This is a genomic window from Mesorhizobium sp. LjNodule214 (genome assembly GCF_964252735.1).
Taxonomy (GTDB): domain Bacteria; phylum Pseudomonadota; class Alphaproteobacteria; order Rhizobiales; family Rhizobiaceae; genus Mesorhizobium.
Genome location: NZ_CAXUPE020000001.1, coordinates 2747435 through 2768768, shown reverse-complemented (window position 1 = coordinate 2768768; position 21334 = coordinate 2747435). Strand labels below are relative to the sequence as shown.

15 protein-coding genes and 1 tRNA gene are annotated in these 21334 nt (G+C 63.9%); 5 read left to right on the top strand and 11 right to left on the bottom strand.

Annotated elements, in window-relative coordinates:
* Positions 1–34 precede the first annotated feature (34 nt).
* Positions 35–2272, bottom strand: coding sequence for an AGE family epimerase/isomerase (locus ACSQ3Z_RS12895; RefSeq protein WP_436171637.1), 2238 nt, complete (start codon positions 2270–2272; stop codon positions 35–37).
* Complete coding sequence (locus ACSQ3Z_RS12890; RefSeq protein ID WP_436171636.1) at positions 2273–3208, bottom strand: LysR family transcriptional regulator; 936 nt, start codon at positions 3206–3208, stop codon at positions 2273–2275.
* A 100-nt stretch (positions 3209–3308) separates the two neighbouring features.
* Here ACSQ3Z_RS12890 and ACSQ3Z_RS12885 point away from each other — a divergent pair, with 100 nt between their 5' ends.
* From ACSQ3Z_RS12885 to ACSQ3Z_RS12875, 3 genes are all read left to right on the top strand, one after another.
* Positions 3309–4196, top strand: coding sequence for an NmrA/HSCARG family protein (locus ACSQ3Z_RS12885; protein ID WP_436171635.1), 888 nt, complete (start codon positions 3309–3311; stop codon positions 4194–4196).
* A gap of 216 nt (positions 4197–4412) precedes the next feature.
* Positions 4413–4489 (top strand) — tRNA-Pro (locus ACSQ3Z_RS12880).
* 186 nt (positions 4490–4675) lie between these two features.
* A complete protein-coding gene (locus ACSQ3Z_RS12875; protein ID WP_436171634.1) occupies positions 4676–5017 on the top strand; it encodes a hypothetical protein in 342 nt (113 codons plus the stop codon).
* A 27-nt stretch (positions 5018–5044) separates the two neighbouring features.
* Here the strand turns inward: ACSQ3Z_RS12875 and ACSQ3Z_RS12870 are convergent, their stop codons facing one another.
* The 4 genes from ACSQ3Z_RS12870 to ACSQ3Z_RS12855 form a co-directional block, all read right to left on the bottom strand.
* Positions 5045–6664: an ABC transporter ATP-binding protein gene (locus ACSQ3Z_RS12870; protein ID WP_436171633.1), complete on the bottom strand. Its 1620-nt coding sequence runs from the start codon at positions 6662–6664 to the stop codon at positions 5045–5047.
* A 1-nt stretch (position 6665) separates the two neighbouring features.
* A complete protein-coding gene (locus ACSQ3Z_RS12865) occupies positions 6666–7784 on the bottom strand; it encodes an ABC transporter permease (RefSeq protein WP_436171632.1) in 1119 nt (372 codons plus the stop codon).
* Positions 7777–8700, bottom strand: a complete 924-nt coding sequence (locus tag ACSQ3Z_RS12860) for an ABC transporter permease subunit (protein ID WP_436171631.1) — start codon at positions 8698–8700, stop codon at positions 7777–7779. The genes ACSQ3Z_RS12865 and ACSQ3Z_RS12860 overlap by 8 nt, the downstream gene beginning before the upstream one ends.
* Positions 8701–8880: 180 nt before the next feature.
* Positions 8881–10473: a peptide ABC transporter substrate-binding protein gene (locus tag ACSQ3Z_RS12855; protein ID WP_436171630.1), complete on the bottom strand. Its 1593-nt coding sequence runs from the start codon at positions 10471–10473 to the stop codon at positions 8881–8883.
* A gap of 156 nt (positions 10474–10629) precedes the next feature.
* Between ACSQ3Z_RS12855 and ACSQ3Z_RS12850 the strand changes: the two genes are divergently transcribed.
* Both ACSQ3Z_RS12850 and ACSQ3Z_RS12845 read left to right on the top strand, forming a co-directional pair.
* On the top strand, positions 10630–11205 hold the full coding sequence (locus ACSQ3Z_RS12850) for a TadE/TadG family type IV pilus assembly protein (protein ID WP_436171629.1): 576 nt from the start codon (positions 10630–10632) through the stop codon (positions 11203–11205).
* Positions 11202–12998, top strand: coding sequence for a TadG family pilus assembly protein (locus ACSQ3Z_RS12845; protein ID WP_436171628.1), 1797 nt, complete (start codon positions 11202–11204; stop codon positions 12996–12998). The genes ACSQ3Z_RS12850 and ACSQ3Z_RS12845 overlap by 4 nt, the downstream gene beginning before the upstream one ends.
* Positions 12999–13033: 35 nt before the next feature.
* Here ACSQ3Z_RS12845 and bglA read toward each other — a convergent pair whose 3' ends face one another.
* The 5 genes from bglA to glgC all read right to left on the bottom strand — a co-directional run bounded on the left by bglA (position 13034) and on the right by glgC (position 21320).
* Positions 13034–14656, bottom strand: coding sequence for a beta-galactosidase BglA (gene bglA, locus ACSQ3Z_RS12840; RefSeq protein ID WP_436171627.1), 1623 nt, complete (start codon positions 14654–14656; stop codon positions 13034–13036).
* Positions 14657–16669, bottom strand: a complete 2013-nt coding sequence (gene glgX, locus ACSQ3Z_RS12835) for a glycogen debranching protein GlgX (RefSeq protein ID WP_436171626.1) — start codon at positions 16667–16669, stop codon at positions 14657–14659.
* A 286-nt stretch (positions 16670–16955) separates the two neighbouring features.
* Entirely contained in the window at positions 16956–18584 is a 1629-nt protein-coding gene (locus ACSQ3Z_RS12830; RefSeq protein ID WP_436171625.1) for an alpha-D-glucose phosphate-specific phosphoglucomutase, read from the bottom strand.
* A 3-nt stretch (positions 18585–18587) separates the two neighbouring features.
* Entirely contained in the window at positions 18588–20033 is a 1446-nt protein-coding gene (gene glgA / locus ACSQ3Z_RS12825; RefSeq protein ID WP_436171624.1) for a glycogen synthase GlgA, read from the bottom strand.
* A gap of 21 nt (positions 20034–20054) precedes the next feature.
* A complete protein-coding gene (gene glgC, locus ACSQ3Z_RS12820) occupies positions 20055–21320 on the bottom strand; it encodes a glucose-1-phosphate adenylyltransferase (RefSeq protein ID WP_436171623.1) in 1266 nt (421 codons plus the stop codon).
* Positions 21321–21334: the final 14 nt, after the last annotated feature.

Sequence of the window (21334 nt, the reverse complement as noted above, 5' to 3'; positions counted from 1 at the left end):
ATCTCCCCCGGGGAAGTTTGGCAGCTTCAGCGCTTCAGCCTTTGTCAGCCGTCCCATCCAGATACTGCGTCAGCGCGCAGACGAGGTGATAAAAGATGCTGGCGGGCACGTCTGATGCCAGCGAGCGGCCGCGCTCGTCGATGCGGTCGATCCAGAGACCGAGCGGCGCCGGATCGACGTGCCAGCGGAACAGGCGGCCGACGCGCGCTTCGATCTCGGGCTTGAGGTCAGGGCCGCCTGTGCCATCCAGCGCGATCGCCGCCTTGACCGCCTCGGCCTGCGGCCAGCTGCGCGACACAAGGTCGAGTGGCAGGCCCTGCCTGGAGACGGCGCCATAGGAGAGGCCGGTGGCGCGGTTGAGGCCGTTGGCGATCGCCGAGGCATAGAGTTTTCGGGCAAAGCCGCTCAGCTCGGTCTGGCCGCTGCGGGCCGCGAAATCGACGAGCAGCGAGGCCCATTCGAAATGATGGCCAGGCTCGGTCCAGGCGCCCTTCTCGCCGGCCACCGGCTTCCAGCCTGCGTCGAAATATTCGCCCAGCGTCCAGCTTTCCGGGTCGAAGAAATGGCTGCGAAAGAGGTCGATAATGCGCGCCGCGCGGCGCAGGTAGGCGCGCTCGCCGGTCGCCTGATGCCAGGCCAGGAAGGCTTCGAGCAGATGCATATGCGGGTTGGAGCGCCGCTCGCCCGCGCCGTCCGACGTTTCGAGGAAGCCGGTCATGCGGCTGTCCTCGAGGTGGGCGTCAAGAAAGGCGAAGGTCTCCTCGCCGAGCCGCAGCGCATCGGGATGGCCTGATATATGGGCGTGCGCCAGCGCGAGCAGCACGCAGGAATGGTCATAGGCGTCCTCGGTCGGATCGGCGACCGAGCCGTCGATGTTGAGCGTGCGCACCCAGCCGCCGCTGGTGGTGCGGCCATTGCTGGCCATGAAATCGATACCATGCGCGATCAGCCGGTCGGCCGGGCCGGTCCAGCCACGCTCCTTGGCGACCGCAAAGGCATAGACCTGGCGGGCTTGCGTGCGCATGCGCTTGGGCTTCAGCAGCGGCGCGGCGTCGAAGCCCAGCGCCTCGTGAAAACCGCCATGGCGTTCATCGACGCCCGATGTCGACCACAGCGGCAAGGTCTCGTCGAACAGCCAGTGATGGACGCGTTGCCGCCAGGCGCCGCTTTCGATGACGCGGTCCTGCGCCGGCGTGAACCTTGTTTCAAGCCGGCCCGATTTTTCCAGCTGCTCGACGATCTTCTTGACATGCTGGCTGTGGCTGACCGGGGCAACGAAAGTGGCGTCGGCGGTCGAGACGATGGCGACATCCTTCATGCCGATGGCCGACAACAGCCGGCCTTCGCCGCGGATATAGGAATTCTCGCAATCGATGGCGACGACGTCGCCGACGATGACATTGCCCTGCTTGTCGGAGGGGCCGACATCGAGCAGCGACTGCCATGAGCCGAGATCGTTCCAGCGGAAGCCGGCCGGCACCATGGCGATGTCGCTCGCCCGTTCCATGACGGCGTAGTCGATCGACGTCGATGGGATGGCGGAATAGAGCTCCAGCGGCATGTAGAGGCCGGAGAGATCGCTGGTCGCCGCGTCGAAGGCCGCCTCGGTGGCCTGCCAGATATCAGGCGCGAAAGCCGCAAAGGCATCGCGCATGGCGCCGGCGCGAAACAGGAAGATGCCAGTGTTCCAGTAGAAGGTACCGGCCTCGACATAGCCTTGCGCGGTGGCGAGGTCGGGCTTTTCGACGAAGCGCGAGACATCGAATACGCCGGCCCTGTCGGCGGCGACCGCAATATAGCCGTAGCCGGTCTCGGGTTGGCTCGGCTTGATGCCGAACACCACCAGCCGGCCGGCACCTGCCGCCTCGGCTCCGGCCTCGACGCTCTGCCAGAACTGCCGCGCCGTCGAGATCTCGTGGTCGGACGGCACCACCAGCACCAGGCTGTCGCCGAACTCAGACAGCGTGCGCAACGTGGCCAGCGCGACGGCGGCGGCGGTGTTGCGGCCAGCCGGCTCGAACAGCGGGCCGCCGCCGGCGAGATCGAGGCCGGCAAGATCGGCATGGACACGTTCGGCATGGCGCTCGGCGGCGATCAAGAAGATCGGTGTCTCGCCATCCGGCCTTGCCGTCAGCCGTCGCAAGGTCTTGGCCAGCATCGAGCCGTCGCCGGAGAGGTCGTGGAACTGCTTGGGGTTGTCCTCGCGCGATAGCGGCCAGAGCCGCGACCCGACGCCGCCGCTCATGACAAAACTGACGATCCGCTCGCTCATTCAGGTCTCGCTCGGGAATTGGCCGGTTTGGGAAGCATACATGCCTAGGTGGTGTTTATTCGAAATCCGTTCGGCTGCCAGCTCGATGAATGCCTTGACCAGCGGCGAAAGGTGGCGGCTGCTCGGATAGAGGACGTGCAGGCCACCAGCCGGCGTCGTGTGCTCCCCAAGAACGCGCTGCAACCGCCCCTCATTGATCAGCCCCTCGGCTATCGCCTGGGGCAATTGGGCGATGCCGAAGCCCGCAAGCGTCGCCGTGACGACCGCCTGCATCTCGTTGGCGGCGAAGCGTCCGGCCACCGCGACCGTCTCCTGGCCGCGCGGCCCGTCCAGCACCCAGTGCGCGCCGGCCGAGGCGCCGGCGATGACGCAGTGATGGTGAGCGAGATCCGTGGATTCTTCCGGCACCCCGTGGCGCGCGAGATAATCCGGGCTGGCGCAGAGCAGCCTGTGCGTGGAGCCGAGCTTGCGGGCGATCAGCGTCGAATCCTGGAGGACGCCGGTGCGGAAAGCGATATCTATGCCGTCCTCGACCAGATTGAGCCTGTCGTCAGTCAGGCGGAGCTCGACCTTGGTCTTCGGGTACATCGTCAGGAAGTCGACCACGGCGCCAGTGAGGAAATAGTCGCCGAAGCCGACAGGCGCCGAAATGCGGATCGTGCCCGATGGTTCCGCCCTCGCTTCCGCGAGGTGCAGATTTGCTTCCTCGATCGTCCGCAGCGCCTTGCTGCTCTGCTCGTAATAGAGACGTCCGGCATCCGTCAGGTTGAGGCTGCGTGTCGTGCGCTGCAGCAGGCGCACCCCGACCTCGCGCTCAAGCGCGGCGATGCGTCGGCTGACCGTCGTCTTGGGCATGGCGAGCAGACGCGCGGCAGCGGTGAAGCTGCCGGCTTCGACGACGCGAGCGAACACGGCGATATCGTTGAGATCGAGCATTGTATCCAAATATGGGACAAAGTTTTCCAACTATAGGCAATTATGCATCAATGCGACAGACCCTAATTTTGCTCCAGCGAAACAAGAAGGAGCAGACAAGATGACCAGCAAACGAAGCATTTTGGTGACCGGCGCCACAGGCCAGCAAGGCGGCGCGGTTGCGCGTGCCCTGCTGTCGAAAGGACATCGCGTCAAAGCACTGACACGCAGGCCGGACAGCGATGCCGCGAGGCAGCTGGCGTCGGTGGGCGCCGATGTCGTGGCCGGCGATCTCGCCGACACAGCGTCCGTCGTGAGGGCCGCAAGTGACGTCGACACCATGTTCCTGATGGGCAACAGCTATGAGGCCGGCATGGCGGAGGAGACGCGCCAGGGGATTCTTGCCGCCGATGCAGCGAAGGCTGCCGGCATTGGACATCTGATCTATTCATCGGTTGCCGACGCCGACAAGAAAACCGGCATCCCGCATTTCGAAAGCAAATATCTCGTTGAGCAGCATATCCAGCAGCTCGGCATCCCCTACACGATCAGCGCGCCAGTCGCCTTCATGGAGAATGTCGTCGCGCCATGGTCGCTCGGCGCGCTCAGCCAGGGCACGCATGCCTTCGCGATGCCCCCGAAGCGCGTCCTCCAGTTGGTCACGCTGTTGGACATCGGCGCCTTTGTCGCCGCTCTGGTCGAGCGTCGCGAACAGGTGCTCGGTAGGCGCTTCGATTTTGCCGGAGACGAGTTGTCGGGCGAGGACCAGGCGAGGATCCTGTCGCACGCCATGGGCCGTCCGATCAGCTATCAGGAAATCCCGCTCGCCGCAGCCCGCCAGCAGAGCGAGGATGCAGCGTCGATGTTCGAATGGTTCGACCGCGTCGGTTACGACGTCGACATCGCCGCCTTGCGCAAGGAATTCCCGGAGGTCCGCTGGCACGGTTTTGCCGACTGGGCACGCGAATTCGACTGGAGCGCTCTTGGGCGGACGTCTTCCGCTGCCTGAATTCCCGTAAACATCATGAGCCCATGAAAATCGGGAAGCGGACCTCAGCGGTTTCCGTCGCTACTGGCCCGCTTCCCCCATCTCGCCCTGTTTGTCGGACCGATAAATCTCATCCATCCTGGCGTCTGCGGCGAAAGCGGACGAAATGCGACAGAAGCGCTGCCATTGCCGCTTGCAGGAACGAAGTACGGCGGCTATAAGCCCGCGGTCTGGTCACGGAGTGTAGCGCAGCCTGGTAGCGCACCTCGTTCGGGACGAGGGGGTCGCAGGTTCAAATCCTGCCACTCCGACCAGAAAAAACAAGCACTTGGGTGTTTGTTCCTCCCGCCGCCCCCGCATCAATAGAGCAGATCCAAAAGCGAGCTGGATCGTGGCCCGTCGCGATGATGCTCGACAGCAAGGCCTCACTTTGACCTAATGGCGCCCTGCCCTAGTTGCACGGGTAGGATGGAGTCGGGAATGGCGAGACCGGACAAGACATGAAGCTGACGTCGACGGTCGCCTTGCCATTCACCCTGGCCGCAATGCTCCTTCTTGCTACGGGCTGCTCATCGGCGAGCAGATCGCTCGACCCGGCGAAGTACGACAAGATGACGTGCACCGAGCTCAACAGCGCGCTCGGCGACACCGCCAGCGACATCTCGCAGACCGCAATCACCCGCGGCAAGGTTGCCAACACCAGCGTCCCACGCTGGCTGCTGGGCGGCTCGACCGTCAAGACCGCGGTCGCCAATCGCGAGACGGCCAGGATCGAACGGCTTCAGCAACGGCAACAGGCTATCGTCGCAGCAAGGAAGCGCAGCTGCCCATCCTCGCAATGAGTCGCATGCCGTCGGACGACGGTCCCCTCAGGCGCTCAACCGAAACCGCGTGACATCGATCGCCGCGTTCATCAGCGTCTGCGTGTAGGCGGCCTGCGGGTTGCTGAATATGTCTTCGGTCGGCCCTTCCTCGACGATCTTGCCCTGCTTCATGACGATGATGTAGTCGGCCATGGCGCGCACGACGGCGAGGTCGTGGCTGATGAACAGATAGGACAATCCGTGGTCGGCCTGCAGCTTGCGCAGCAATTCGACGATCTGCTTCTGCACGGAGCGGTCGAGGGCCGAGGTCGGCTCGTCCAGCACCACCAGCTTCGGCTTCAGGATCATGGCTCGCGCAATGGCGATGCGCTGGCGCTGGCCGCCGGAGAATTCATGCGGATAGCGGTTGCGCGAATTGGGATCGAGCCCGACTTCAAGCAAGGCCTCGACAGCGCGCTGGTCACGCTGCTTGCCCGAAAGGTTCGGCTCATGCACCAGGAGCCCTTCGGTGATGACCTGGCCGACGGTCATGCGCGGTGACAGCGAGCCGAACGGATCCTGGAAGACGAGTTGCATTTCGCGCCTGAGCGGCCGCATCGCCTGCCGGTCGGCACCGGAAATGTCGCGGTCGCCGAAGCGGATCAGGCCGTCGCTGGGCAGAAGCCTGAGCAAAGCGCGGCCGAGCGTCGATTTGCCCGAGCCGGATTCGCCGACGATGCCGATCGTCTGGTTGCGCTGCAGCCGGATCGAGATACGGTCGACGGCACGCAGCATCAGCGGCTCGCCGGAAAGAAAACCGCCGCCGATCCTGAACACCACTTCGACATTCCTGCCTTCGAGCAGCACCGGGGCGTTGGCCGGCGGTGGCGCCTTGGAACCGGTCGGCTCGGCGGCAAGCAGCATCTTGGTGTAGGCGTGCTGCGGGCTGGCGAAGAGCGCTTCGGCGTCGCCCTCCTCCACCACTTCGCCCTGGCGCATGACGTAGACGCGGTCGGCGAAGCGCCTGACGATGCCGAGATCGTGGGTGATGAAGACGATGGCCATGCCGAGCTTGCGCTGCAGTTCGGCAAGCAGCATCAGGATCTGAGCCTGGATGGTCACGTCGAGCGCCGTCGTCGGCTCGTCGGCGATCAGAATGTCGGGATCGTTGGCCAAGGCCATGGCGATCATGACGCGCTGGCGCTGGCCGCCCGACATTTCGTGCGGATAGGATTTCATCCGCCGCTCGGGATCGGGAATATGCACCAGCCGCAGCAGCTTGAGGGCCTCCTCGCGCGCTTCGGCGGCATTCAGCCCGCGATGCCGGCGGATCGGCTCGATCAGCTGGTTGCCGATCGAATAGAGCGGATCGAGAGAGGTCATGGGCTCCTGGAAGATCATGCTGATCTTGCGGCCGCGGACCTGATTGAGCTCGGACTTGCTCAGCGTCAGAAGGTTGCGGCCGCGGTAGTCGACACTGCCGGTGGCTTCGCCGTTGGAAGCCAGCAGGCTCATCGCCGCCATCATCGTCTGGCTCTTGCCGGAACCGGATTCGCCGACCACGGCAACGGTCTCACCGGCCTTGACGTTGATGTTGATGCCCTTGACCGCCTCGACCGCGCCGTCGAGCGTGCGGAAGCGGACGCGCAGGTCCTTGACACTGAGAATCGTTTCGGAAGCAGCCATCTCAGCGATCCCTGGGGTCGAGCGCATCACGCAGGCCGTCGCCAACAAAGTTCAGGGCGAACAGCGTCGAGACAAGGAAGAAGGCGGGGAACAGGAGCAGCCAGTTGGCGCTGCCAATGTTCTTGGCGCCGACCGAAATCAGCACACCCCAGCTGGTCATCGGTTCCTGCACGCCGAGGCCGAGGAAGGACAGGAAGCTTTCCAGGATGATGACCTGCGGCACCAGCAGCGTCATGTAGATGACCACCGGGCCGAGCAGATTGGGGATGACATGGCGCAAAAGGATGCCGCGCTGGCCGACGCCCATGGCTTCGGCCGCCTGGACATATTCCTGGCGGCGGATCGAGAGCGCCTGGCCGCGCACGATGCGCGCCATGTCGAGCCACAGCACGGCCCCGACCGCCAGGAACATCAGCACGAAGTTCCTGCCGAAGAACACCACCAGCATGATGACGAAGAAGATGAAGGGCAGCGAATAGAGCACGTCGACGATGCGCATCATCACCTCGTCGACCTTGCCGCCGGCAAAGCCGGCAGCGGCGCCGTAGAGCACGCCGATGACCACCGCCACGACGCCGGCAAGCAGCCCGATGGCCAGCGATATGCGTCCGGCCATCAGCGTGCGCGACAACAGATCTCGGCCGGTGTTGTCGGTGCCGAACAGGAAATATTGCTGCTTGATCGAGGCGCTCATCGTCGCTTGGAGGCCGTCGGGCGATTTGTTCTCGATCTTGGTGTCGTCAAAGGCGTCCGAGCGATCGAGATAGCGGATGTTGCGGTCGTCGATCGGCTTGCTCGAGGTGACGGTGACGAAGACCTGGTTGCCTTCTTGGCGCCACTCCTTGATGTCGACGCGCATGCGCTTGATCGCCTCATCCAGCGCCGTCTCGATCATATCGGCCTTGGGATAGGCCGAAAGGCTTGGTGGCATGCGCACATAGTCGGCATAGATGGTGGTGTATTGATGCGGCACGAACCAGGGGCCGAACACGCTGATAATCGTGATGAAGGCAAGGTAATAGAGGCTGAACATGGCGGCACGATTGGCCTTCAGGCGCGCCCATGCATCGCCCCACAGGGAGCGGCCGACGACCGGCACGATGGCAGCGATGTCAGTCATAGCGCACCCTCGGATCGACGACCGCGTACATGACGTCGACAATCAGGTTGAAGACGATGGTGAAGAGAGCGATCACCACCACGGTTCCCATCACCAGCGTGTAGTCGCGGTTGAGCGCTGCATCGACGAAATAGCGGCCGACGCCAGGAATGGCGAAAATCGTCTCGACGATGACCGAGCCGGTAAGCAGCGCCGCCGCCGCGGGGCCGGTGAAGGAGACGATCGGCAAGATGGCGCCGCGCAGCGCATGCTTGACGACCACCGACCAGTCGGAGAGGCCGAGCGCGCGTGCGGTGCGGATGTGATGCGACCGCAGCGATTCGATCATCGAACCGCGCATAAGGCGGGCGACGATGGCGATCTGCGGCAGAGCGAGCGTTAGCACCGGACCGACCTTGTTGAGGAGCGCGCCATCGCCCCAACCGCCGATCGGGAGCAGCTTCCAGGTCAATCCAAACAAAAGTTGGATGACCGGCGCAATGACGAAGGTCGGGATGGTGCTGCCGGCGGTCGCCAGCGCGATCACAGAATAGTCGGCAAGCTTGTTCTGGTTGAGCGCGGCAATTGTGCCGAGCAAGGAACCGAGCAGCAGCGCCAGGATCAGGGCGGAGGCGCCGATCTGAACCGAAATGGGCAGGCCTTTGGCAAACAGTTCGGTGACGGTGAAGTCCGGCATGTTGTAGCTCGGGCCGAAATTGCCGTGCAGCAAATTGCCGAGATAGTGGACATATTGCAGCCAAAGCGGATCGCTCAAGCCGAACTGCGCTTCCAGATTGGCCTTGATCTCTGGGCTCAGGCCCCGCTCCTGATTAAACGGCCCTCCCGGCGCGACACGTATCAGGAAGAACGCCATGGTCACGATGACGAATAGCGTCGGGATGGCGGTCAGAAGCCGCCGGAAGATATATCGCAGCATCGGTGCCCCGCTTTGGCCAGAGCGACACGCGTCCATGCGGACGCATAATCATACTCCAGCGCCTTCAAATCTTCGCATCGCGCTTGCCGAAAATCGACCACGACTTTCGGACCGATGCGATGACCGACCGGACCGCCGCGCGCCCCGAGAGGAGCGCGGCGGTCCAGCCAAGGATGATTGTCAGTCCTTGGAGACGAAGCGGGACGGATGCACGTCCATCACATTGTCATCGAAGCCATGCAGCTTCGAGGAAACGATATCGTGGAAGCTGTAGTAGAGAAGCGGAATGTTGCCGACGTCATCGACAAGGATGCGCTCGGCCTCAGTAAGGTCCTTCATGCGCTCTTCTGGCTTGCCGCCGGCAGCCGCGGCCTTGTCCATGGCCGCTTCATATGCCGGGCTGACGTAGCTCGAATAGTTGTTTCCGCTGGCCTTGCGTGTGATGCCAAGGAAGGTCTCGGGATCCTTGTAGTCGGCGATCCAGGCGGCGCGCGCCACGTCATAGTCGCCCTTCTGCTCGAGGAAGGAGTAGTGGGTCTTGGTGTCGGTGTTGACCATGGTGACTTCAATACCGAGCGGCTTCAACTGTTCCTGGATGGCGACCGCCGTGTTCTTGTGGTTTTCCGAAGTGTTGTAGCGGATCTCCATCTTCAACGGCTTCTCGGGCGTATAGCCGAGTTTCTCCAGCACCTTCTTGGCCGCGTCCTCGCGATCGATCTGCGACATGTCGGCGTATTTGGCCACTGCCGGCGTGTAGCCCGCAATGCCCGGAGGCACCATCGAATAGCCGGGCAGCATCGAGTTCTGCCAGACCTTCTCGGCGAGGAAGTCGCGGTCGATGGCCATCGAGATGGCGTTGCGCAGCTCGACATTGTCCCACGGCGCCTTGTCGGTCTTGATCGCGTAGTAGTAGGTGCCGAGATACGGTCCGACGCGGACCTGATCGCCGAACTTGGCCTTGAGGTCAGCAAGCTGTTCGGTCGGCAGGTCGCCGTAGCTGTCGAGTTCGCCGGCCTCGAAGCGCTTCATCGCCGATGAGCGGTCTTCGGTCGGGATATAGTTGACGACGTCCATCTTGACGCTCGCGGCGTCCCAGAATTTCGGATTCTTGACCAGCTTCATGTGGTCGTTGGGAATCCACTCGGCCAGTGTATAGGCGCCGTTCGAAACGAGATTGCCCGCCTTGATCCAGTCGGCGCCGAGCTTCTCGATTGAGGCCTTGTTGACCGGATAGGTGGCCTGGTGGGTCAGCATCTCCAGGAAGTAGGGGGTCGGCGCCTTCAGCGTCACTTCCAGGGTGTTGGCGTCGATCGCCTTGACGCCCATATCCTCGGGCTTGCCTTTCTTGGTGTTGACTTCCTCGGCGTTCTTCACGGGATAGAGCATGGAAGCGTATTCGGCGGCGGTCGCCGGATCCTCCAGCCGACGGAAGGAGTAGACGAAGTCGTCCGCCGTCACCGGGCTGCCATCCGACCACAAGCCGTCCTTGCGCAGCTTGAAGGTGTAGACGGTGCCGTCATCCGATACCGTCCAGCTTTCGGCGGCGCCCGGAATGAGGTTCGTCTTCTGATCGTGCATGACCAGTCCCTGGAACAGGTCGCGTATGATATCGGCTTCGTAGACCGTCGACGTCTTGTGCGGATCGACCGTCTCCGCTTCGGCGGCGCTGCCTCTGTTATAGACGGTCTCGGCGAAGGCCGGCGTGTAGAAGGTACCCGCGGTCAAAGCCATGGTGGTGGCGAACACCGCCGCCTTCAGCATGTTTCTCAGCATGAAGTTCTCCCTGTGGGCGCTGCCGTCGGCGCGCCTTTACGTGTTGACGCCCCGGAACCGATATCTGGCCCCTTTTGAGCGCGCCACCGGTTCCCTCTCCGGCGGCTGGTGGCAGGAGACTAGACAGACGGAAATGCGATTTCAACCGAGTCTTGCTTGACGCTAAGTGAGCAACCTTCCGCTAAAACAGCGACTTCTAAAGTCGAGCACCTTTCAACTTGGCACACCCAAGGGTTGCTCGGCCTGTTTTCTGTTTTTGCAGTCGGGACTTGGCATGCTGCAATCATGCTGCAGAACCCCAAAAACCGTACTTCATGGCCTCGTTTCCGGACAGACGCCGCGGGAACGTCGGCGATCGAATTCGCCATGCTGGCCCCGATCTTCATCCTGCTTCTGCTCGGCATGGTTGCATACGGCATCTATTTCGGAGCAAGCCACTCGGTCCAGCAGATCGCCGCCGATGCGGCGCGAACGGCAATTGCAGGACTGAACCAGGCCGAGCGAAAGGCTCTTGTCACCGATTTCATCGCCCACGACGTCACCGGCTATCCTTTCGTCAACGCCAGCAAGCTGACGGTCGATGCCAAGGACAGCGCCATCGACGGCAGTCAATTCGTGGTGTCGGTCAGCTACGATGCACGGGAGCTCCCGATCTGGAACCTCTTTCAGAGCCTGCCGATGCCGTCGGTGACAATCCAGCGTCAATCGACGATCCGCGTCGGGGGCATATGATGGGCTTTGCCAGCGCCGGAATAGTGGGATCAATCGGGCGGCTGATCGCCGACAGGCGCGCCAATTTCGCGATCATGACGGCGGTGAGCGCGCCCGTTGCGCTGGCGCTGGCAGCCTTCGCGATCGACGAAGGCGCGCTGTTCAACGAGCGGCGCGCGGCGCAGTCGATCGTCGACCTGGCGGCGATCACGGCGGCGGCCAACATCAACAACGCCGAACTGGCGGTGCTGACGACACTGAAGGACAACGGGTTCAACTCGGTCGCCGTCCAGAAACAGGGCACAAATGTCGATCCCACAGCCAGCAAGGCGGTCATCCAGGTGGTGCCGGGCCGCTATTCCGGGGTCAGCTCGATTGCCGCCGGAAGCCGGTTCGAGGCCGGCAAGCTGCCTTACAACGCCGTCCAGGTGTCGTTGAAGAAGAGGGGCACGCTCTACTTCTCGGCCTCGATGATGGAGGCGCCCGTCATCGGCACGACAGCCACCGCCAGCGCCCAGGCCGAGGCCGCGTTTTCGGTCGGATCGCGGCTGGCCAGCGTCAATGGCGGCATCCTCAACGCACTTCTCGGCGGGCTTCTGGGCAGCAACATCTCGCTCAGCGTGATGGACTACAATGCGTTGATCTCGGCCGATATCGACGTGCTCTCCTTCACTGATCAACTGGCGACCGAGCTGAAGCTGACAGGCGTGAGCTATTCGGACGTTCTGGCCTCGAAGGCGACGGTCGGCCAGATCGCCACCGCGATGGCCAATGTCCCCGGGCTCGACCGCACAGCCAGGATCGCGCTGCAGACGATGGCCTCCGGCGCCACCAACAAAGTCAAGATCCCGCTCAGCCAATTCATCAATTTGGGGTCAGTCGGCAACCTTGGCGTCGGGCAGAAACCGGCCGGGCTTACGGTCGCCGCGAGCGCGATGAGCATGGTGACGGCGGCGGCTGCATTGGCCAACGGAACCAACCAGGTCCAGGTCAATCTCGGCGCCACCGTGCCGGGATTGACGTCCACTTCGCTCAGCATCGCCATCGGCGAGCCGCCGCAATCCTCTCCCTGGCTGACGGTTGGGGGGACCGGCACCGTCGTGCGCACCGCGCAGACGCGGATCAAGCTCTTGGCCAGCGTCGGCCTCGGGAATAGTGGCAATGGCAACGGCGGAAGCATGAATCTCGGCGGCGGCATCAAGCTGCTCGCCGTGAACGTGCCGCTGCATGTCGAAGTGGCCTATGCTGAAGCCAAGCTGACCGACATAAGCTGCCCGACCGGGCGCCCCGACAGCCTCAAGGTCACAATCGCGGCGCAGCCTGGCGTCGTTGCCGCGCATCTCGCCAATGCCAACGCCGCAGGCTTCGCCGATTTCACCAAGCCGCAATCGTTCAGCGACGCCGAAATCGCCGATGTCAGCGTCAAGCTGCTGCTGATCAACCTCAATCTGCTGCAGATCAACGGATCCTCGGCGTTTTCAGTCACCAACATGGCGCCGACGAATCTGACCTTCAACGCCACAGACATTACCGCCAAGACGATCAAGACCGTGTCGACGAAGAACCTGACGCAATCGCTGACCACGTCGCTGGTCAACAATCTGTCGCTGTCGGTCAAGGCGCTGGGCCTCGGCCTCGACATCACCGCCCTGCTCGGCACAGTGAAGCCGGCCGTGGTGACGGTGCTCAACGGCGTGACCGCGCCGGTCGACGACCTGGTCTACAACACCCTTGCCGCGCTCGGCGTGCATGTCGGCGAAGCCGATATCCGGGTCACCGGCGCTACCTGCGGACGCTCCGTTCTCGTTCAATAGGACGCGGGGCGATCAGCTTGCGCTGACGCCAACGATCAGCCTGCCCTTCCGAGAAACCATCCGAGCGGCGGCAGCGACAGGCCCTCTTCCTGCAGACCGGCTCCATCCGGATCGATCGCCGCGACGGCATGCATTTCCTGCGGCAAAGACCAGCTCGCCGGCTCGTCGGCGAAGTTGAAGACGCAAAGCAGCGTCTCGCCGCCGCCTTCACGGACAAAAGCAAGAACATCGCTCTCGGCATCGAGGAAGCGGATCGAGCCCGTGATCAGCGCCGGGTGCCGCTTGCGCAAGCCGAGCATCGCCCGGTAGCCGGCAAGCACCGACGCCTGCTCACCGTTCTGGATGCCAACGGCGCGGGCGCGATGACTGGCCGGCACGGGCAGCCAGGGCTTGCCTGAGGTGAAGCCGGCATTGTCGGCGCCCGCTTCCCAGACCATTGGCGTGCGGCAGCCGTCCCTGCCCTTGATGCCCGGCCAGAAGCGGATGCCGAACGGATCGCGCAAATCCTCGAAGGCGAGTTCCGCCTCCTCCAGCCCGAGTTCCTCGCCTTGGTAGAGGCAGATCGATCCGCGCAGGCAGGAGAGCAGCGCGATCGAGAATTTCGCGACCATTTCCGGGTCGCCGCCCGGGCGCGTCCAGCGGCTGACATGGCGCACCACGTCATGGTTGGAAAAGGCCCAGCAGACCCAGCCGTCGGCGACCGCGGTCTCGAACGCCTCGACGCAGCCGCGTATATGCGCGGCGGAGGATTGCGGGCCGAGCAGGTCGAACGTGTAGCACATCTGCAGCTTGTCGCCGCCGGAGGTATAGGCAGCGAGCGTCTGCAGCGAGCGGTCTTCGTCGCCGACCTCGCCGACCGCGGCGCGGCCTCCGTATTCGTCGAGCAACGCCCGAAAGCGACTGAGGAAAGTCAGGTTTTCCGGCTGCGTCTTGTCGAACAGATGCATTTGAAAGGCATAGGTGGTGGTGGCCTCATTGGTGCCGGCGACGCTTGCCGCCAAAGGCGGGTTGTCGCGCAGCCATTGGTCATGAAAATAGTAGTTGACCGTGTCCAGCCGGAAGCCGTCGACGCCGCGCTCCAGCCAGAACCGAACCGTTTCCAGCAGCGCGTCCTGAACCTCGGGATTGTGGAAATTCAGGTCCGGCTGCGAGGCGAGGAAGTTGTGCATGTAGTACTGCCGGCGAGTGGCATCCCACTCCCAGGCCGGGCCGCCGAAGAGCGACAGCCAGTTGTTGGGCGCGCTGCCATCGGGCCTGGCGTCGGCCCAGACATACCAATCGGCCTTGGCATTGTCGCGGCTGGCGCGGCTTTCGACGAACCATTCATGCTTGTCGGACGAATGCGACAGCACCTGGTCGATGATGATCTTAAGTCCGAGCCGGTGCGCCTCGGCGATCAGCGCGTCGAAATCCTCGATCGTGCCGAACATCGGATCGACGTCCTGATAGTCGGATACGTCGTAGCCCATGTCGGCCATCGGCGACTTGAAGAAGGGCGACAGCCAGACGGCGTCGACGCCAAGCGATGCGACATGCTCCAAACGGTTGGTGATGCCACGCAGGTCGCCGCTGCCGTCGCCCGTCGTATCCTGGAAGGAGCGCGGGTAGATCTGGTAGATGACGCAGCCGCGCCACCATTCGGCATTTCCGTCAGCCATTTACGAGCCCTTCCTGGCGCTGGCCTTTCCGGCTCGGCGCTCAATCATGAAAATCACCGTCCGCCCCGGCACAGGCCGTGCGATGTCGGTGCCGCCGGCCGAGGCTTCGATCGCCGGAACCCAATGAAATCCCTCACGCCCGGGCAGCGTGAACATCGATTGGCGGCGGTCGCCATTGACGATGACGGCAAAGCGGCCATCGCGCGTGCCGGCCCCGCCAAGCAGCATGACCAGGCGATGCCGCCGTGGATCGTGCCAGTCCGCCTCGCTAAGCGGTGCTCCCGTCTCGGTCAGCCAGGTGACGTCGGGAAAGTCCGAGCCCGCCGGCGGCTCTCCGGTCAGAAAGACTGTGTCGGAAAGCACTGGTGCCGCGCGGCGCATTGCGGCGAGCATGAATGCGTGGGCTTCCAGCGCCAGGTCGCGTCCGGCCCAGTCGAGCCACGTGATCGCATTGTCCTGCGCATAGGCGTTGTTGTTGCCCTTTTGCGTGCGGCCGAATTCGTCGCCCGCCGTCAGCATGATCGTGCCGCGCGAGGCAAACAGCGTGGCGAGCAGCGCGCAGCGGTCGTCGAAACGGGCTTCGGCGATCGCCACGTCCGACGTCTCGCCCTCGACGCCGTTGTTCCACGACAGGTTCTCGTTGTGGCCGTCGCGGTTCTGCTCGCCATTGGCCGCATTGTGCTTGCGCTCATAGGCGACGAGGTCGGCTAGCGTCATGCCGTCATGCGCGGCGATGAAGTTGACCGTGCGACTGCCCGAAACACCTGCCTTGGCGAACACATCGGACGAGCCGGCGAGCCTTGTCGCCAGCCCGCCGACCATGCCGGCGTCGCCGCGCCAGAAGCGCCTGACATCGTCGCGGTATTTGTCGTTCCATTCGAGGAAGGGCGATGGAAAATTGCCGAGCTGATAGCCGTCCGGGCCGATGTCCCATGGCTCTGATATCAGCACCCGGGCGGCGAGAACGGGATCGTTCGCGATGGCCTTGAGCAGCGGCGCGGCCGGCTCGAACACGCCCTCGACCCGGCCGAGAATGGGTGCGAGGTCGAAGCGGAAACCATCGACCCCGGCATGGCGGACGAAGTGGCGAAGCGTATCCAGCACCATTTCCGCGACGATCGGGTGGTCGCAGGCGACCGTGTTGCCGGTGCCGGTGTCGTTCACCAGCCTACCGTCCGGTTCATGCCGGTAATAGGCCCTGTTGTCGAGGCCGCGCAGCGACAGCGTCGGGCCAAGCCGGTCGCTTTCGCCGGTGTGATTGAAGACGAGGTCGAGGATGGTGCCGATTCCGGCCTTGCGCAGCGCGGCCACCGTGTCGTGCAATTCGGCAAGGCCGCCGGGTGCCAGGCGTGGGTCGAGCGCCATGAAGGTGACGGGATTGTAGCCCCAGGCGTTGCTGAGCCCGAGCGGCGGCAAATGCCGCTCGTCGATCGAGGCCGTGACCGGCATCAGTTCGACGGCGCCGACCCCGAGCTTTTGCAGATGCTCGATGATTGCAGGATGGGCAAGTGCCGCAATCGTCCCTCGTTCGCTCTCGGGGATATCCGGATGCAGCATGGTGAAGGCGCGCACCGGCACCTCGTAGATGAGGCCGCCTGGCCGAAACAGCGGCGGCAAGGCAGGCAGCGGCTTCGGCAAGGTTTTGGCCATAGCCTTCGGCATCAACGGTGCGGTATCGGCGCCTTCGTTGCGCCGCGCGGCGAGCCGCCAATGGTGCGCATAGGGCCGGTCGATCTCGATAGCGTAAGGGTCGACGAGCAACTTCTCCGGATCAAACCACAAGCCGCGCTCGGGCGCATAATCGCCATCGGCGCGAAAGCCATAGCGCGTGCCGGCGCCGAGGCCGGAGACGAAAAGCGCGTGAACGCCCTCGCCTTCCGGCTCGAGTTCAAGCCGATCGGTTTCGCGCGTGCCGGCAACGTCGAAGATCGAGACCCAGAGGCGTCTCGCCGATGACGACCAGGCGGCGAAGCGAATGCCCTCGCGGCTGACGGTAGCGCCGAGCTGGCTCACGCGCACTCACAGGGGCAGATCGTAGACAATTTGATGCGTTGGCAGGTTGGCTCCCCCTTCTCCCCTTGTGGGGTCCGAAGGACGGGGCGAGACCCGCGGCTCGCCCCCAGGCGGTGTCGCCGAAGGCGACGGATGAGGGGGGCTCCAGCTTGGCGCCTACGGCGATCCGTCCAACACCCTTCATCCGTCTCGGCGCTACGCGCCGATCCACCCCCGGGGCGAGTCACTTGCCTCGCCCGTCCTCCGGACCCCACAAGGGGAGAAGGAAAGGCGCGCCGCGTCAGCCTCACGTAATCACGCTCGGCTTGTTGCGGCCCGTGTGGCTCCTGATCCCGGCAATGTCGTCAGCTGCCGCGATCAGGTCGGCAAGCGCCTCCTGGGTGTCGAGATCGTGCCGGTTCTTGTCCGGCTCGTAGCGCTCGATATAGACGCGCAGCGTGGCTCCCGAGGTGCCGGTGCCGGAGAGGCGGAAGACGACGCGCGAGCCGCCTTCGAACAGCACCCGGATGCCCTGGTTCTTGCTGACCGAACCGTCGACCGGATCGTGATAGGCAAAGTCGTCGGCGCTGGCGATTGTCATGCCACGGACGCTGGTGCCGGGCAGCGAGCCGAGCTTGGCGCGCAACTCGTCGACCAGCTTGTTGGCGCGATCCGTCTCGACCTCTTCATAGTCGTGCCGCGAATAGTAGTTTCGGCCGTAGGTCGCCCAATGCTCGGTGACGATCTGCTTTGCGCTCTCGCCGCGCACCGCCAGGATGTTCAGCCACAGCAGCACCGCCCATAGGCCGTCCTTCTCGCGCACATGGTTGGAGCCGGTGCCGGCGCTTTCCTCGCCGCAGATCGTCGCCATATCGGCGTCAAGCAGATTGCCGAAGAACTTCCAGCCGGTCGGCGTCTCATAGATGCCGATGCCGAGCTTTTCGGCGACACGGTCGGCGGCACCGCTGGTCGGCATCGAGCGGGCGATGCCCTTGAGGCCTTCCTTGTAGCCCGGCGCCAGATGCGCGTTGGCGGCCAACATCGCCACCGAATCCGATGGCGTGACGAAGATGCCCTTGCCGATGATCAGATTGCGGTCGCCGTCACCGTCGGAGGCAGCGCCGAAGTCGGGCGCATCCGGCCCCATCATCTCGTCATAGAGATGCTTGGCGTGGACCAGATTCGGATCGGGGTGATGGCCGCCGAAATCCGGCAGCGGCTTGAAGTTGCGGCAGGTGCCGTTGGGCGCGCCGAGCCGCCGTTCGAGGATCTCCTTGGCATAGGGCCCGGTGACCGCATGCATAGCGTCGAAGCGCACGCGGAAGCCGTATTTGAAATTGGCGCGGATGGCGTCGAAATCGAACAGGCTTTCCATCAGCTCGGCATAGTCGGTGACCGGGTCGATGATCTCGACGGCCATGCCGTCCGCCTTGACCGTACCGATCTTGTCGATGTCGATCGGCCCGATATCGGCGATCTTGAAGCTCGCGATCGTCTTGGTTTTTTCGAAGATCAGGTCGGTCAGCTTTTCCGGCGCCGGGCCGCCATTGCCGGCATTGTACTTGATGCCGAAATCCTCGTGCGGACCGCCGGGATTGTGGCTGGCCGACAGGATGATGCCGCCGAAGGTCTTGTACTTGCGGATGACGTGCGAAGCGGCCGGCGTCGACAATATGCCGCCCTGCCCGACCATCACCTTGCCGAAACCGTTGGCGGCGGCCATGGCGATGGCCTTCTGGATGACCTCGCGGTTGTAGAAGCGGCCGTCGCCGCCGATCACCAGCGCTTTGCCCTCAAATCCCTCCAGCGCGTCGAAGATCGACTGGATGAAGTTCTCGGCATAATGCTCCTGCTGGAATACCGGTACCTTCTTGCGCAGGCCGGAGGTGCCGGGCTTCTGGTCGAGATAAGGTTTGGTGGCGACGGTTCTGATCATGCCTCAGGCAGCCCTTTTCGATAGCAGCAAGCGATAGAGTTCGACGTATTTTTCAGCGCTCTTGTCCCACGAGACATCGGCTTTCATGCCCTGGCGCTGGATCGATTGCCAGGTAGCGGCGCTGGCATGCGCGTCGACCAGCCGGCGGATGGCGTGGAGCAGCGCGCCGGCATTGTTCGGCGCGAACTGGAAGCCGGTCGCCACGCCGGCCGAAATCGCCGCTTCATTGGCGTCGATGATGGTGTCGGCAAGGCCGCCGGTGCGGGCGACGATGGGCACGCAGCCATAGCGCAGGCCGTAGAGCTGGGTCAGCCCGCAAGGCTCGAAGCGCGACGGGATGATGATCGCGTCGCAGCCGCCCTGCATGGTGTGGGAGAGCCCCTCGTCATAGCCGACGACGACGCCAATACGGCCGCGATGGCGGGCGGCGGCGGCGAGCAGCGCGCCTTCAAGGCCGGCATCGCCCGAGCCCAGGATCGCCAGCCGCGCACCGGCCGCGACGACGCCGTCGACGACCGCGGCGAGTATGTCCATGCCCTTCTGCCATGTCAGCCGGCTGACGACGCAGACGATCGGGCTGTCGTCGCGTTCGAGGCCGAAACGGTCCTCGACAGCCGTCCGGTTGGCGCGCCGCGCCTCGAGCGTCGCGGCCGAATAGGTTGCCACCAGATGCTTGTCGGTTTCCGGGTTCCAGATGTCGACATCGATGCCGTTGACGATGCCGTAGAGATCGGTGGAGCGCATGTTGATCAGGCCGTCGAGGCCCATGCCGAATTCGGCCGAGCGGATCTCCTGCGCATAGGTCGGGCTCACCGTGGTGATCGCCCAGGCCGCCTGCAGGCCGGCCTTCAAAAAGCCGACGCCGCCATAATACTCGACGCCGTCGAGCGCCATCGCCACCGCCGGCAGGCCGAGCTCGCCGAAGATGCCGGCGCCGAACTGACCCTGGAAAGCAAGATTGTGCACGGTGATCAGCGACGGGATGCCGACCGCCTTGCCGTAGCGCATATAGGCCAGCGTCATCGCCGACTGCCAGTCGTGCGCATGCACGATGTCGGGCTGGTAGCCGGAGATGGCACCGCCGGCGATGTCGCCGCCGGCCTGGCTCAAGGCCGCGAAGCGCCGCCAATTGTCCGGCCAGTCGGCGCCTGTCGCATTGCCGTACGGGCCGCCGGGACGGTCGAACAGATGCGGCGCGTCGAGCACGAACAGGTCGAGCCCGGCGATCTGGACGGCATGGACGGCGGCCTTGCCGCCCTGCAGCAGCGGGTATTGATAGACGGCCTTCTTTTTCTTGAAGGCGCCCATGACAACGGGATAGCCGGGAATGAGTGTGCGCATGGCGACGCCCTTGCCGGCGAGCGCAATGGGCAGCGCGCCGGTCACGTCGGCAAGCCCGCCGGTCTTGATCAGCGGAAAGATCTCGGGCGTGACCGACAGAACCTGCATGCGCCTACAATCCAATCCTGCCTATAGCTTCAGCTTGTCGATCATGTCCTGCGTGACCAGGCAGATGCCTTTCTCCGAGACGCGGAAACGCTTGGCGTCGAGCACGGGATCTTCGCCGACCACCAGCCCTTCCGGTATCCTTACGCCGTGATCGATGACCACGCGCTTCAACTTTGCGTTCCGGCCGACATGAACGTCGGGCAGCATGACGACTTCTTCCAGCGTCGAATAGGAATTGATGCGGGCGCCGGTGAAGATCAGGCTGCGCTTCAGCGAAGCGCCCGAGACGATGCAATCGCCCGACACCAGCGAGGACACGGCCGAACCGCGCCGGCCATCCTCGTCGTGCACGAACTTTGCCGGCGGCTTCAATTCGGCATAGGTCCAGATCGGCCAGTCGCGGTCGTAGAGGTCGAGTTCCGGCGTGATGTCGGTGAGGTCGATATTGGCTTCCCAATAGGCGTCGACGGTTCCGACATCGCGCCAATAGGCCTCGTTCTCGGCGGTCGAACGCACGCAGGATTTAGCGAAGCGGTGGGCGATCGCCTTACCGTGCTGGACGATGTAGGGGATGATGTCCTTGCCGAAGTCGCGGCTCGAGCCCGCCTCGGCGGCGTCGCGACGCAATTGCTCCATCAGGAACTTGGTCTTGAAGACATAGATGCCCATCGAGGCCAGCGCGAACTCCGGCTTGTCGGGAATGCCGGGCGGATCGGCCGGCTTTTCGACGAAGGCTATGATGTTGTCCTTGGCGTCGACATGCATGACGCCGAAGCCGGTCGCTTCCATGCGCGGCACTTCGAGGCAGCCGACCGTGACGTCGGCATTGGCGTCGACGTGCTGGCGCAGCATCAGCTCGTAGTCCATCTTGTAGATGTGGTCGCCGGCCAGGATCACCATGTATTCGGGGCCGTAGGCCTCGATGATGTCGATGTTCTGGTAGACGGCATCGGCCGTGCCTTCATACCACTGCGTTTCCGAGACACGCTGGCTGGCCGGCAGGATGTCGAAGCTTTCATTTCGCTCCGGGCGCAGGAAGTTCCAGCCGCGCTGCAGGTGGCGGATCAGCGAATGCGCCTTGTACTGGGTGGCGACACCGAGGCGGCGAATGCCTGAGTTGAGCGCGTTGGAGAGCGCGAAATCGATGATGCGCGTCTTGCCGCCGAAATAGACCGCGGGCTTGGCGCGCCGGTCGGTCAATTCCTTGAGGCGGCTGCCTCGCCCGCCGGCCAGCACATAGGCCATGGCGTCGCGCGCCAGCGGCTGGGTCCGTTTCGTCTCTGCCATTTTTTACCCTCCCA

Excerpts from the sequence above, each read along its gene's own strand:
- ACSQ3Z_RS12895 (WP_436171637.1), bottom strand. The coding sequence starts at position 2,272 with ATGAGCGAGCGGATCGTCAGTTTTGTCATGAGCGGCGGCGTCGGGTCG.
- ACSQ3Z_RS12890 (WP_436171636.1), bottom strand. The coding sequence starts at position 3,208 with ATGCTCGATCTCAACGATATCGCCGTGTTCGCTCGCGTCGTCGAAGCC.
- ACSQ3Z_RS12885 (WP_436171635.1), top strand. The coding sequence starts at position 3,309 with ATGACCAGCAAACGAAGCATTTTGGTGACCGGCGCCACAGGCCAGCAA.
- ACSQ3Z_RS12875 (WP_436171634.1), top strand. The coding sequence starts at position 4,676 with ATGAAGCTGACGTCGACGGTCGCCTTGCCATTCACCCTGGCCGCAATG.
- ACSQ3Z_RS12870 (WP_436171633.1), bottom strand. The coding sequence starts at position 6,664 with ATGGCTGCTTCCGAAACGATTCTCAGTGTCAAGGACCTGCGCGTCCGC.
- ACSQ3Z_RS12865 (WP_436171632.1), bottom strand. The coding sequence starts at position 7,784 with ATGACTGACATCGCTGCCATCGTGCCGGTCGTCGGCCGCTCCCTGTGG.
- ACSQ3Z_RS12860 (WP_436171631.1), bottom strand. The coding sequence starts at position 8,700 with ATGCTGCGATATATCTTCCGGCGGCTTCTGACCGCCATCCCGACGCTA.
- ACSQ3Z_RS12855 (WP_436171630.1), bottom strand. The coding sequence starts at position 10,473 with ATGCTGAGAAACATGCTGAAGGCGGCGGTGTTCGCCACCACCATGGCT.
- ACSQ3Z_RS12845 (WP_436171628.1), top strand. The coding sequence starts at position 11,202 with ATGATGGGCTTTGCCAGCGCCGGAATAGTGGGATCAATCGGGCGGCTG.
- bglA (WP_436171627.1), bottom strand. The coding sequence starts at position 14,656 with ATGGCTGACGGAAATGCCGAATGGTGGCGCGGCTGCGTCATCTACCAG.
- ACSQ3Z_RS12830 (WP_436171625.1), bottom strand. The coding sequence starts at position 18,584 with ATGATCAGAACCGTCGCCACCAAACCTTATCTCGACCAGAAGCCCGGC.
- glgA (WP_436171624.1), bottom strand. The coding sequence starts at position 20,033 with ATGCAGGTTCTGTCGGTCACGCCCGAGATCTTTCCGCTGATCAAGACC.
- glgC (WP_436171623.1), bottom strand. The coding sequence starts at position 21,320 with ATGGCAGAGACGAAACGGACCCAGCCGCTGGCGCGCGACGCCATGGCC.